The organism is Nostoc sp. (genome assembly GCF_036916985.1).
GTDB lineage: Bacteria > Cyanobacteriota > Cyanobacteriia > Cyanobacteriales > Nostocaceae > Nostoc.
In genome coordinates, this window is sequence record NZ_JBALFD010000025.1 from 117603 (window position 1) to 131541 (window position 13939).

At 42.5% G+C, this 13939-nt stretch carries 8 protein-coding genes; 7 read left to right on the plus strand and 1 reads right to left on the minus strand.

What is annotated here, in order from left to right; translation table 11 throughout:
• Positions 1-449: 449 nt before the first annotated feature.
• The gene (locus V7L07_RS10000) at positions 450-2129 is read left to right on the plus strand and encodes a hybrid sensor histidine kinase/response regulator (RefSeq protein WP_335057335.1); all 1680 of its coding nucleotides are present in this window, start codon (positions 450-452) and stop codon (positions 2127-2129) included.
• Positions 2130-2355: 226 nt separating this feature from the next.
• On the opposite strand, the gene V7L07_RS10005 is transcribed toward V7L07_RS10000, so the two are convergent.
• Positions 2356-3465: an S-(hydroxymethyl)glutathione dehydrogenase/class III alcohol dehydrogenase gene (locus V7L07_RS10005; RefSeq protein WP_335057337.1), complete on the minus strand. Its 1110-nt coding sequence runs from the start codon at positions 3463-3465 to the stop codon at positions 2356-2358.
• Positions 3466-3824: 359 nt separating this feature from the next.
• Between V7L07_RS10005 and V7L07_RS10010 the strand changes: the two genes are divergently transcribed.
• The 6 genes from V7L07_RS10010 (at position 3825) to V7L07_RS10035 (ending at position 13361) form a co-directional block, all read left to right on the plus strand.
• Complete coding sequence (locus V7L07_RS10010; protein ID WP_335057339.1) at positions 3825-5108, plus strand: valine--pyruvate transaminase; 1284 nt, start codon at positions 3825-3827, stop codon at positions 5106-5108.
• Positions 5109-5244: 136 nt separating this feature from the next.
• On the plus strand, positions 5245-5832 hold the full coding sequence (rimM, locus tag V7L07_RS10015) for a ribosome maturation factor RimM (RefSeq protein WP_335057342.1): 588 nt from the start codon (positions 5245-5247) through the stop codon (positions 5830-5832).
• A 511-nt stretch (positions 5833-6343) separates the two neighbouring features.
• The gene (locus V7L07_RS10020; RefSeq protein WP_335057344.1) at positions 6344-8725 is read left to right on the plus strand and encodes a phosphoketolase family protein; all 2382 of its coding nucleotides are present in this window, start codon (positions 6344-6346) and stop codon (positions 8723-8725) included.
• Positions 8726-9373: 648 nt separating this feature from the next.
• A complete protein-coding gene (locus tag V7L07_RS10025; RefSeq protein ID WP_335057346.1) occupies positions 9374-10375 on the plus strand; it encodes a homogentisate phytyltransferase in 1002 nt (333 codons plus the stop codon).
• A gap of 3 nt (positions 10376-10378) precedes the next feature.
• Positions 10379-10852, plus strand: a complete 474-nt coding sequence (locus V7L07_RS10030) for a tetratricopeptide repeat protein (protein ID WP_335057348.1) — start codon at positions 10379-10381, stop codon at positions 10850-10852.
• A gap of 355 nt (positions 10853-11207) precedes the next feature.
• Positions 11208-13361 (plus strand): hybrid sensor histidine kinase/response regulator, encoded by a 2154-nt coding sequence (locus tag V7L07_RS10035; RefSeq protein ID WP_335057350.1) that lies wholly within the window; start codon positions 11208-11210, stop codon positions 13359-13361.
• The last annotated feature ends 578 nt before the right edge of the window (positions 13362-13939 follow it).

Sequence of the window (13939 nt, forward strand, 5' to 3'; positions counted from 1 at the left end):
CTTGAAAGTGCTGAGTGCTGTTAGCGGTAGCGGGGCGTTTAGCCCGTGCTGAGTGCTGAGTAAAAATACTAGTTCCCAGTCCCCAGTCCCCAGTCCCCAGTCATTCTTTCATTCAAGGCTGTGAAACTTGTTTGATCAGGACTGCCCCCTGCCTCTTCGTTGAGGGTGAGGTAAACCAGAGACATAAATTGTATTTTATTTAATTCTTATTCCTAACTACGTAACCGCAGTACATCAAACATCAGAGGTTGCATTAGAACACACAAATTTTTTACGAACATTCACTGATTTACTTAAAAATATTTATACTACAATAGGATAAAAAATGCGTTAAAAGATTGTACTCTCAATATCTAAAGTTAAGATTACGATTAAGAGTAAGTATCTGCTGAAACCTACCCGCTTTACCTGAGTTTTTATACAGACATCCCTTTTGTTTGGAGTCTTTTATGAAAAATATATTACAAACCTCCATCTCTCAAGAACAGAATTCACATCAAAGCTATAACATTTCGTCTTACAACAGGCTGCTTTCGGTCGTGAAGGATTTGGCTTGTGTGCGGACTATTGAGGAAATTATTGAGATTGTGCGTTTAGCAGCTCGCGATCTGACAAATGCGGATGGAGTCACTTTTGTACTGCGGGATGGTGAATGTTGCCACTATGTCGATGAAAACGCCATTGGGCCGCTTTGGAAAGGTATGCGTTTTCCGCTCAAGTCTTGCATTTCCGGTTGGGCAATGCTCAATAAAAAAGCAGCCGTAATTGAGGACATTTACCAAGATGCACGAATTCCTATTGACGCGTACAAAGTAACTTTTGTCAAGAGTTTAGTGATGCTTCCGATCAGGGTTTCTGAACCATTGGGTGCGATTGGAGCCTACTGGAGTACACGACACCTAGCTACACCCGAAGAAATCGGACTGCTTGAGATTTTGACAGATACTACAGCAGTTGCGATCGCTAATGTGCAACTTTTTCAGAAACTTACGAACCAAAACGCCCTGAAAGACAAATTTATTGCGATGCTGGCTCACGAGTTGAGGAATCCTGTTGCCCCTATTTCCAACGGCGTTCAGCTACTCAAGTTAAAGCTGGGTGAGACTGGTGCAGTCGGGGAAACAGTTGTAATGATGCAGCACCAGATTAAGCACCTCTCGAAATTGATCGATGAGTTACTTGACGTATCGTCTATCACTTATGGGAAGATTTCATTAAACCTTGAGAAAGTTAATCTGGTGGAATTGGTTCGCCAAAGTCTCAATGACCATGCACAAGCAATCAACAGATGGAATCTTAACGTAGTACAAGACCTGCCAAACACACCCGTGTGGGCTTATGTTGACTCCACTCGCTTCTTCCAAATCTTTGGGAACCTTCTTGATAACGCCTTAAAATTCTCAAAGCCAGATGGGACGATCTGGGTGGATTTCTCAGTTATTCCAGGTGAAAATGGCTTAGGTAGTGAGGCAGCCTTATCCGTAAGAGATACAGGCATAGGAATAGACCCGACAATATTACCAGAACTTTTCGAGCCATTCACCCAAAGCGATCGCAGCTTAGACCGTTCAAGAGGCGGACTAGGCTTGGGACTTTCGGTAGTAAAAAGTCTTGTAGAACTTCATGGTGGTCATGTTGAAGCCTCAAGCAGAGGGATTAATCTGGGAGCAGAATTCAAAGTTACTCTCCCTGTATGTGAAGAGATTACAGCCTTGGACAATAACCTGGAGATTACAGAGGCGGCTAAAAAATCGTTAAAGATTTTAGTCATCGAAGATAACGAGGATTCAGCCGTATCATTACAAGCAGTACTTGAGTATTTTGGGCATGAAGTTTCCATTGCCAAGAATGGAATTTTAGGGGTAGAAACTGCAAAGAAGCTTGAGCCTCATGTGATTATTTGTGACATCGGACTTCCTGAGATGAATGGATTTGCCGTTGCACAAGAACTGAGTAAAGACTCCAAATTTAATCGCTCAATTCTGATTGCACTCACCGGCTACGGTAGTCAGGAGGATCGGCAGCTTGCGCTGAAAGCTGGTTTCAAATGCCACTTAACAAAGCCTGTAGACTTTGAAATTCTGGTAGCAGAAATTGATCGATACTTTGATGGAGTCTTATCAAGTTGACAAATTTTGCTACTTTTTATTTCATTGAGAACGAAGTGAAGCAATTGCAGAGGCCTTGTGATTGCTTCACTCCACTTCGTTGCGCTCGCAATGACATATCGTAAGCGATTACCCGGAGATATCAAATAGAGATTTAAACTTATTTGAAACAGGACTATCTGCGTAAGCATCAGTCAAAAATTACGAATTACGTAGCTTGCTTCTCGCCGGAGGCGAGTATTACGAATTAAAAAGTCACTACACTGCGAATTGATTCACCCTTGTGCATCAATTCAAACGCATCATTAATTTGCTCAATGGGCATTATATGGGTAATCAAATCATCAATATTGATCTTACCTTCCATATACCAATCAACAATTTTTGGCACATCTGTACGCCCTCTAGCGCCACCGAATGCTGAACCTTTCCAAACGCGCCCAGTTACTAGTTGAAAAGGACGAGTACTGATTTCCTGTCCAGCACCAGCAACACCAATAATCACACTGACACCCCAACCTTTATGGCAGCATTCTAATGCTTGACGCATCAATTTGACATTACCAATACATTCAAAGCTGTAATCAGCACCGCCTTTTGTTAAATCAACCAGATAGGGAACTAAATCACCTTCTACTTCTTGAGGATTAACAAAGTGCGTCATCCCAAACTTTTCTGCCAAGGCACGTTTGTTGGGATTAATATCTACCCCGACAATCATATTTGCCCCTACCATCCGCGCCCCTTGGATGACATTTAAGCCTATACCACCCAAACCAAAAACCACGACATTTGCCCCAGGTTCCACCTTGGCAGTATTGATGACTGCACCAATACCAGTAGTTACACCGCAGCCAATGTAACAAACCTTATCAAACGGGGCATCTTCCCGAATTTTTGCTAAGGCGATTTCCGGCAGCACCGTATAGTTAGCAAAAGTGGATGTACCCATGTAATGATGAATCATTTGCCCGTCGATACTAAAGCGACTAGTGCCATCGGGCATCACACCGCGTCCTTGAGTTAGGCGAATGGCTTGACAGAGATTAGTTTTGAAACTCAGACAATATTCGCACTGACGACATTCGGGAGTATAGAGGGGAATCACATGATCCCCTGGTTTGAGACTAGTGACACCAGCGCCTACTTCCACTACCACGCCAGCACCTTCATGTCCCAAAATAGCCGGAAACAAACCTTCGGGATCGTCACCAGATAAGGTAAAAGCGTCGGTATGACAAACCCCGCTTGCTTTCACTTCAACTAACACTTCGCCGGCTTGTGGCCCCGATAGTTGAACTGTTTCAATCGTCAATGGCTTACCTGCGCTGTAAGCTACTGCTGCTTTAACTTGCAATTTCAGCGCTCCTGTATAGTTTTTTCATTGGGCATTGGGCATTGAAAAGAGGCAGAGGGGCAGGGGGCGGGGGGCGGAGGGGAAAATTCTTCTCCCTGCTCCCCCTCATCCTCAGTCCCTAATCCCCAGTCCTCTCATAAAATATTAAACACATGATAAACTTTTGTATTACTTCATTGGATTTACTCAGCAAGATTGCCGCTATAACGATAAATATTATTACCTTTGTTAAAATATCATTCTCTAGCTAGATTGGTTAAAGGCGGCAACAGCTGTTTTGACAACGATGTAAACTGGATGTCAGCAGCAAACCCCAAATAATTTGTCCACCCCTCAATTAATATATTTTATTACAGCTTATGAACCCTGCCCTAACTCAAATCGGCGCTCAAATGTCCAACCTGACTGGCGTCAGAGCAATCATGAAGGATATTATCGAAACATTACGAGCGGGTGCAGGGCAGCAGTTTATTAATTTGAGTGCTGGTAATCCGTTGATTTTGCCAGAAGTAGAGCAATTATGGCGGGATTGTACTGCACAACTTCTTGCTAGTCCAGAATATGGTGAGGTAGTTTGCCGCTACGGCTCAAGTCAGGGTTATGCACCATTCATTGAAGCGATCGCTAATGATTTTAACAAACGCTACGGGTTAAACTTAAGCGATCGCAATATCCTCATCACCCCCGGCAGTCAAACCCTCTACTTCTACGCTGCCAATACCTTTGGTGGCTACACCCCCAGTGGCGAGTTAAAACAAATCGTTTTGCCCCTCAGCCCTGATTACACAGGTTACGGCGGTATCTGCTTAGTTCCAAAAGCCTTAACTGCCTACAAACCAACTCTCGATATTGATGCAGCTGCCCACCGATTTAAATATCGCCCCGACTTCAGCAAACTTACGATTACAGAAAATACTGGTTGTGTACTTTTCTCTCGCCCCTGTAATCCTACAGGTAACGTCCTCACCGATGATGAGGTGAAAAAAATTGCCGCCCTAGCTGCACCTTACAATTTACCTGTGTTAATTGACTCCGCTTATGCGCCTCCTTTCCCCGCATTAAACTTTACTGAAATGACTCCAGTGTTTGGTGAGAATATCCTCCACTGCATGAGTTTATCGAAAGCGGGATTACCAGGGGAAAGAATTGGTATAGCTATTGGAGATGAAAAGTGGATTGAGGTGCTGGAGTGTTTTCAGGCAAATATGAGTCTCCATTCTTCACGTTACGGCCAAGCGATCGCAGCTTATGCAATCAATTCTGGTGCTTTAGTGGAAATTTCCCACACTGTCATTCGTCCCTTTTACCAAAATAAATTTACTGTTTTAGAAACCAGCTTAGAAGAAGCGATGTCCAAGGATTTACCTTGGTTCCTCCATCGCGGTGAAGGAGCAATTTTTGCTTGGTTATGGTTAGAGGATTTACCCATCACTGATTGGGAATTTTACCAACAATTAAAGCAAGTAGGTGTAATTATTGTCCCTGGAAGTACCTTCTTCCCCGGTTTAGAGGAAGAGTGGGCACATAAACACCAATGCTTCCGCATCAGCCTCACCGGCAGCGATGAGGAAATTGCCACTGGTATGCAACGTTTAGCAAAAGTAGCTGAAGAAGCTTATAAGCGCGCTGCTGTGACTGCCTAGTGTTGAGTGCTGAGTGCTGAGTGTTGAGTGTTGAGTGTTGAGTGTTGAGTGCTGAGTGTTGAGTGTTGAGTGTTGAGTGCTGAGTGAGACAAGGGAGACAAGGGAAAAATAAGCAATAACAAATGACTAATGACTAATGACTAATGACAAATCAGATAATTGGCTAGAAATTGGTAAGATTGTTTCCCCTCAAGGATTGTCTGGAGAATTGCGGGTTTATCCTGTATCAGACTTTCCCGAAAGATTTGAGGTACCGGGAAAACGTTGGTTGTTGCGTTCAGGTGACACAGAACCGCAACCAATCGAATTATTGACAGGACGTTATATCAGTAACAAAAACTTGTATGTGATCAAATTAGCTGGTGTAGAAAATTGCGATCAGGCGGAGGCGTTGCGTGGTTGTACGTTAATGGTGCCAGCTAGCGATCGCCCCCAATTAGGCGAAGATGAATATCATGTCCTCGATTTGATTGGCTTGGAAGTCTTCATGCAGGTATCTGGTGAACTCGTTGGTACAGTGGTAGATATCATCCCTGCTGGCAATGATTTGTTAGAAGTCAAGTTACACCCATCTTTTAGCACTGACAAAGAACAAGTGACAAATGACAAAAAGCAAAAGACTGTTTTGATTCCATTTGTGGAAGCGATCGCACCAGTAGTAGACTTGAAATCTAATCGCATTGAAATCACACCACCGCCTGGGTTATTGGAAATTAATAATTAGGTTATTCCTTAATCTGCCTCTAGCTAGTTTTGCTGTACTGGATAGTTCAAGGAAAAGCAAAGCTTGAAGCATGAGAAAATTAGATTACATACTCTATCTATGAATCTAGGAAGTGTGGCAATGCCAGACAAACCAACAGCAACTATTCACAGGCAACTACTGGAAATATTGTCCCAATTGCCCAAGTCTAGTCAAGAAGAAGTATTAGATTTTGCTATCTCTCTCCAGAAAAAAAACTAACTCAGCATTAGGATGCTATTTCTGATGTCGAGGCTGCTGCACTGAAAACTGAGTTTGCTAATGAAGATTTAGCTTTTGCAGAATCCGTTTTAACTGATTATATCTCTCGACTTCAACAAGAGGACGCAGTTTGATGCGAGGAAACGTTTATAAGGAATTTAGTCAAGAAGGCTGAAAAAATTCATCATGGGTAGATGGACATAATCTAGAAAACAAGTAAAATTGCTTACGGATGAATCCATCAAAAACCTTTTGGAATGGAGTGTCGATAATGACATTAGCAACGACTCCACAAACAAAGCCTTTAACAGATGAAGAATTACAGAAGATCAACGCCTATTGGCGTGCAGCTAACTATCTTTCCGTTGGGCAGATATATCTACTGGACAATCCGCTACTAAGAGAACCCCTAAAGCTGGAACACGTCAAACCCAGACTTTTAGGGCACTGGGGAACAACGCCAGGGCTGAACTTTATCTATGTTCACCTGAATCGGCTGATTAAGAAATATGACCTAAACACAATCTACATTGCTGGCCCCGGTCATGGAGGCCCTGGACTGGTAGCCAATACTTACTTAGAAGGCACTTATACCGAGTATTACCACAACATCTCCCAGGATGCTGAGGGAATGAAGAAACTTTTTAAACAGTTCTCTTTCCCCGGTGGTATTCCCAGTCACGTTGCACCAGAAACTCCTGGTTCGATCCACGAAGGTGGGGAATTAGGTTATGCCCTTGTCCACGCTTTCGGTGCTGCCTTTGATAACCCTGACTTAATTGTTGCTGCTGTTGTTGGTGACGGTGAAGCCGAAACAGGTGCTTTAGCAACTAGCTGGCATTCCAACAAGTTTCTTAACCCTGTACGTGATGGTGCTGTATTGCCGATTCTGCACCTGAATGGGTATAAAATTGCTAACCCAACGACATTAGCACGAATTAGCCGTGAGGAGTTGGAGAGTTTATTTGTGGGTTACGGCTACAAACCATACTTTGTAGAAGGTGACGATCCCGCAGATGTCCACCAGCAGATGGCAGCAACTCTAGAAACAGCGATCGCCGAAATTCAAAGTATCCAAAGGGAAGCCCGCGTACATGGTTTCACGGAACGTCCCCAGTGGCCGATGATTGTCTTGAGAACCCCTAAAGGTTGGACAGGGCCCAAAGAGGTGGATGGCAAAAAAACTGAAGGTTCTTGGCGATCGCACCAAGTCCCCTTGAGCAACATAGCGAAACAGCCAGAACACCTGAGACTCCTAGAAGATTGGATGAAGAGTTACAAACCAGAAGAACTCTTCGACGCTAACGGCACACTGATTCCCGAACTAGCAGAACTAGCCCCCAAAAAGCATCGACGTATGGGTGATAATCCCCACGCCAACGGCGGTATTTTGCTGCATGACCTGAATATCCCGGACTTTCAAGACTATGCTGTAGATGTTGCTGAACCAGGGAAGGCGATCGCCGAAGCTACCAAAGTGACCGGCAAATTCCTGCGGGATATCATGCGACTTAACCAAGAAAGTAGCAATTTCCGCATCTTCGCCCCCGACGAATTAGCATCGAATCGTCTAGACCCTGTGTTAGAAGTTACAAACCGGGTTTGGGAAGCCGAGATTTACCCCGAAGATGACCACCTTTCCCCCGACGGTCGGGTGATGGAAATTCTCAGCGAAACTTCTTGCCAAGGATGGTTAGAAGGCTACCTCCTCACAGGTCGTCACGGATTCTTCACTTGCTATGAGGCATTCATCCACATCATTGATTCGATGTTCAACCAACACGCCAAATGGTTGAAAACCACCAGACATATTCCCTGGCGTAGACCGATTGCTTCTCTTAATTACCTACTCACTTCTCACGTTTGGCGACAAGACCATAACGGCTTCTCTCACCAAGACCCTGGTTTTATCGACCATGTACTTAACAAAAAAGCCGAGATTGTTCGCGTGTATTTGCCCCCCGATGCCAACACTCTGCTGTCGGTAACTGACCATTGTCTAAAAAGCCGCAACTATGTTAACGTCATCATTGCTGGAAAACAGCCAGCATTGCAATATCTCAACATAGATGCAGCCATTAAGCACTGCACCAAAGGCATTGGCATTTGGGAATGGGCAAGCAACGACGAAGGCGGCGATCCAGATGTAGTGCTGGCTTGTGCTGGGGATGTTCCCACTTTAGAAACCTTAGCGGCTGTAGACATCCTGCGTCAGCATTTCGCAGATTTGAAAGTGCGGGTAGTGAACGTAGTCGATTTGATGACACTCCAGCCAAAAACCGAACATCCCCACGGTTTGAGTGAAAAAGATTTTGACACACTTTTCACCACCGACAAACCCGTTCTCTTTGCCTTTCATGGCTATCCCTGGCTGATTCATCGCTTAACCTACCGCCACACTAATCATAAAAACATCCATGTGCGTGGCTACAAGGAAGAGGGAACTACCACAACTCCCTTTGATATGGTTGTTCTCAACGATCTAGATCGCTTCCATTTAGTAATTGATGTAATCGATCGCGTCCCCAAACTAGGATCTAAGGCAGCTTATGTCAAACAGCAGATGCAGGATAAGCTGATCGAACACAAGCACTATATTGAGAAGTACGGCGATGATGTGCCAGAAATTCGTGACTGGAAGTGGCCGTATTAAAAGTAGATGAGGGGAAAGAGGCAGAGGGGAAACTCTTCTCCCTGCTTCTCCCTTTTTTATAACTTACGCAGAAGAGATCCTCTAACTCACTTAAAAAGTGGGTCTTATTGATAATAAGATAGTATTTAGGCAAAACTAGAGATGGTGACAAAAAAGTAAAAAGTAAAAAGATAATCCCCATAATTAACAATTCAAAATTCAAAATTCAAAATTCAAAATTAAAGAAATTTCAGACGGGGATTTAGCGATAAACGCGGTCTTGGGCTTTGCCCAAGTGGAGCGATTTCTCAAGACAAACCCCGACTGAAATGGTTACTACATGTAGATGTAGGGGTCTTAAACACTTTAATTTACGATAAATTTAGGGGAAATAATCACGGACGTATCAAAAAGTAAAAAGAACCAAGTAAAAAGTAAAAAGAAAGATAAACTTATTTGTTTCTTTTAAGTTTTAACTAGTGCAAGTGCTGCGCCACGACGCTCGTTCGCTCTTAGCGTTCCCGCAGGGTAGGAAGCAATCGCAAAATTTTGGTAAAAAACTACAGTTCTCAAGTTAGACGAGGTTTATGTAGGTCTTTGGCTCTTGTTAATGACCAAATTCTGTAACAATGATTAACAACTAGCCAGAATACAGTATTTAAGCTACTCATGAGCCAGAGTTCTCAAAACAGCCCTTTATCAGGCAAACCCGTTCAATCATATTTCCAGTGGTTATACGCTTTCTGGAAATTCTCTCGCCCGCACACAATTATTGGTACAAGCCTAAGTGTTTTGGGTTTATATTTAATTGCCGTTGCCATTAGTACAGGCACGATAAATACAGGCGCGATAAATACAGATGCGATTCATCGCGTCTCTACAACAACGTATTCCCTACTACCTTTGTTGGGTGCATGGATTGCTTGTCTGTGTGGCAATGTCTATATTGTGGGGCTGAATCAATTAGAAGATGTGGAAATTGACAAGATTAATAAGCCTCATTTACCCCTAGCATCTGGTGAGTTTTCTCAGCAAACAGGGCAATTGATTGTTGCTTCTACTGGGATTTTGGCACTAGTTGTGGCGTGGCTAACTGGCCCGTTCTTATTGGGGATGGTGGCGATTAGTTTGGCCATTGGTACTGCTTATTCTTTACCGCCAATTCGCTTGAAACAGTTTCCCGTTTGGGCGGCGCTGTGTATTTTTTCGGTGCGCGGTACGATTGTGAACTTAGGGTTATATCTGCATTACAGTTGGGCGTTGCACCAAAGCCAAACGATTCCGCCTGTGGTATGGGTGCTGACGTTATTTATTTTGGTGTTTACCTTTGCGATCGCTATTTTTAAAGATATCCCCGATATGGAAGGCGATCGCCTCTACAATATTACTACTTTCACCATCAAACTCGGCTCACAAGCTGTGTTTAATCTGTCTCTTTGGGTAATAACTGCCTGCTATTTGGGAATTATTCTGGTTGGGGTGCTACGCCTCGCCTCAGTTAACCCCATATTCTTGATAGTTACTCATTTGGGGCTGTTGGGTTGGCTGTGGTTGCGGAGTTTGACGGTAGACTTAGAAGATAAAAGTGCGATCGCTCAATTCTACCAATTTATCTGGAAACTCTTTTTTATGGAATATCTGATTTTTCCTATCGCCTGTCTTTTGGCTTAGACAATGCTAGAAACCTTTCCCACTAGTTCGATTATCGCTGCTGTTGTAGTTGCGATTAGTCTGTCAATCCTTGGTTATTTCGCTTGGAAAACTTTGATAACCTCAGACTTGTTTCAAAAAGGCATCAATCTTGCTCAAGCAAAAGATTACCAAGGTGCAGAAGCAGCCTTTCGTAAAGTGATTTCCATCAACTCTACAAATGATGTGGTGCGGTTGTTTTTGGGAGATGTTTTAAACCAGCAAGGACAAATACAAGAAGCAACAAAATTATTCCAAGAAGTAATTCACCGCAGCCCGAAAAATCCTGATGCTTACTTGCGTCTGGCAAACATTCTCATGCAGCAAGAGCGAGAAGAAGAAGCGAAAACTAACCTGATACAAGCTAAAGATTTATTACAAAAACAGAGGCAACCTGAAAAAGCTCAAAAAATCACTAAACTGTTAGATAAAATGAGTGTTAAGTCAAGTGAATCTTAAGTTGAATGAGAATTGCGAAGATTAAATTTTCCTATTCTGTCTCCTAATTTTTTTGCCATTCTCATCATTATGGTGAGAATGGTTTTTATTTGGGAATTTCCTAGTGTCTACCGTAATTATGTTCCAATATAGATCAATACAATTCAGAATGAGCAACAAAACACTTGTGGAGACGGCGATTTATCGCGGCTCAAAAACCCAAGCCTATTGCAATATAAGTAAGTTAAAGTTTAACTCTTGATTTAAAGTCATTTTTTTAACGAACCGCATTTACATTAACGTCTACCTATTCTCTCATTCCTATCTTCAGACAGGATATTATTAAATTTTATAGATTCCCAAAAATCAAGCATTTATGCCAGACATAATATCAGAATTGTGGACTAATTTTTTTACATCAGAATCATTTATTCCACATGGACACTGCTATCTATGGCAAACAAATTTAGTTTGGTTGCACATATTATCTGACTCTCTCATTGCACTAGCTTATTACTCAATTCCAGCGACACTATTTTACTTTGTCCGTAAGCGAGAGGATCTGCCCTTTGATTGGATTTTTCTGCTATTTAGTGCATTTATTGTAGCTTGTGGCACTACTCATTTAATAGAGATTTGGACACTTTGGCATCCCATCTATTGGGTATCGGGGTTTGTCAAAGCAGTAACAGCCATAATATCTTTTATTACAGCAATAAATCTTGTGTATCTAGTTCCCCAAGCATTGGCATTTCCTAGCCCTGCTCAACTAGAACAAGCAAATCAAGAACTTCAAATCCAAATAGCCGAACGCTTACGGGTAGAAAAGGAACTGCGAAAATACCAGAATCATCTAGAAGAAATGGTTGCTCTTCGCACCAATGAAATTACTAAAACTAACGAGCAATTACAACAAGAAATCCTTGAACGCCAACGCATCTTAGAAATTCTCCGACAAAGCGAAGAACGCTACCGTTACTTAGCTGAGGCAATTCCTCAACTTGTATGGACAACTAAACCTAACGGTGAATGTGATTTTTTTAATCAAAATTGGTGCGATTACACAGGACTAACATTAGAGCAGTCCTTAGGTTCTGGTTGGTTAGCGGCACTGCATCCAGATGATGTCCAAAGGGCTGATAAGGTGTGGTCTGATGCTGTCAAAAGTAGGACTATATATAACAATGAATATCGCTTTAAACGGGCTTTGGATGGTTCCTATCGTTGGCAACTAGCGCGAGGTTTACCGCTCAAAGATGAGCAAGGTTTTGTAGTCAAGTGGTTTGGAACATGTACAGATATCCACGAACAAAAACAAATACTTGAAGAACGGGCACACCTGCTAGAATTAGAACAAATAGCACGAGCGAAAGCAGAAACAGCCAATCGAATTAAAGATGAATTTTTAGCCGTCCTTTCTCATGAATTACGCACTCCACTAAACGCAATTCTCGGCTGGTCAAAGTTATTGCAAACCCGCAGGTTAGACCAAACAAAGACATTGGAAGCACTAGCCACAATTGAGCGAAATGCCAACTTACAGGTGCAACTCATTGAAGACTTGCTGGATATCTCCAGAATTTTACAGGGCAAACTGACACTGAATATTACAAAGATTAATCTAGAATCTACAATATTGTCGGCACTACAGACAATGCAGTTAGCGGCTGAAACAAAGTTGATTAAGGTGAATACAGCATTTGAACCAGATGTGAGACAAATTATGGGCGACTCAACTCGTTTGCAACAAGTCGTCTGGAATCTCCTTTCTAACGCGATCAAATTTACACCCAGGGGAGGAAAAGTAGAAGTGCGATTAGAGGAAGCTGATGGCTATGCTCAAATAATTGTTAGCGATACAGGTAAAGGAATTAGCGCTGACTTTTTGCCATTCGTGTTTGATTACTTTCGCCAAGCAGATAGCACCTCTACAAGAAATTTTGGGGGATTGGGATTAGGATTGGCAATTGTGCGTAATATTAGCGAAATGCATGGCGGCATCGTCCAAGCAGATAGTCAAGGTGAGGGTAAAGGGGCAATATTTACTGTTAGCTTACCGCTTTTGCCAGATGCAAGCCCAAAGCTAACTGATGAACAAAATGACCTGGCATTATTAACTCCCAACTCTTTACCCCTCAGTGGTATCCGGGTTTTAGTTGTCGATGATGAAACTGATTCGCGAGATTTTGTTGCTTTTGTATTAGAGCAAGATGGGGCTTTTGTCATTGCAGTATCTTCGGCTGATGAAGCATTACAAACCTTAGTAGAAATCAAGCCAGATGTGTTAGTTAGCGATATTAGTATGCCATATATGGATGGCTATATGTTAATAAATCAAGTGAGAACTTTGAGTCCAGAACAAGGTGGGCAAATTCCAGCAATTGCCTTGACTGCCTTTGCAAGAAATGATGACCAGCAGGAAGCGCTAAACGCTGGGTTTCAGATGCATTTACCTAAGCCTCTTAATCCAGAAGATTTAATTGCAGCCATTATTAAACTTATGGGAACAAAAGTATCAGTAATTATCTAAAAAAACGACTTTTTACTTTTAATCAAGCTTCATCTATAGCAATCCTAAATCAGTTATGAAATTACTTGTTGAGCTAGGGAAGAAGGATTAAAAATGTACTTTGTTTTTTCACAAATGAAATTGGCAAGCTTAAAATAGTGCATCAGACATAGGTTGGGTGGAGCGGAGCGCAACGCAGTGGCTTCCCAACCTACAATTGTTTTGCAACATTTTAGCCTTGCCACGCTACTACGTGTATTTCAAAAATCAAATAGGAGTCCCAATACTTGTCGGGTTTTGGGGAAAAGGGGAAGGTGGGGCCCCCTCTGGGGATAAGGGGCGGGGGAAAGGGAAAAGAAAAAACCTTTAACCTTTACCCTTTAACCTTTTCCCCAAACCCAATTCCGAGTTAAAAATGCTTAACCGAGCAGTATTGATAGGAGTCCTATATATTGTGTACAAACAAACAATTATATGAGAGTACACTTGTATCAAGTTAGCCTAATCACTTATAATTCGTCCTATAACCCAGCCAAAGCTACCCTTTTACTCCTTTCGGAGCAAGCACAGAGGAGCTAAGGTATTTTGTGATGGCAATT

Bases quoted from the DNA above. Each gene is read 5' to 3' on its own strand.
- V7L07_RS10030 (WP_335057348.1), top strand. From the start codon at position 10,379: ATGCTAGAAACCTTTCCCACTAGTTCGATTATCGCTGCTGTTGTAGTT.
- V7L07_RS10010 (WP_335057339.1), top strand. From the start codon at position 3,825: ATGAACCCTGCCCTAACTCAAATCGGCGCTCAAATGTCCAACCTGACT.
- V7L07_RS10020 (WP_335057344.1), top strand. From the start codon at position 6,344: ATGACATTAGCAACGACTCCACAAACAAAGCCTTTAACAGATGAAGAA.
- V7L07_RS10025 (WP_335057346.1), top strand. From the start codon at position 9,374: ATGAGCCAGAGTTCTCAAAACAGCCCTTTATCAGGCAAACCCGTTCAA.
- V7L07_RS10035 (WP_335057350.1), top strand. From the start codon at position 11,208: ATGCCAGACATAATATCAGAATTGTGGACTAATTTTTTTACATCAGAA.
- V7L07_RS10000 (WP_335057335.1), top strand. From the start codon at position 450: ATGAAAAATATATTACAAACCTCCATCTCTCAAGAACAGAATTCACAT.
- rimM (WP_335057342.1), top strand. From the start codon at position 5,245: ATGACTAATGACAAATCAGATAATTGGCTAGAAATTGGTAAGATTGTT.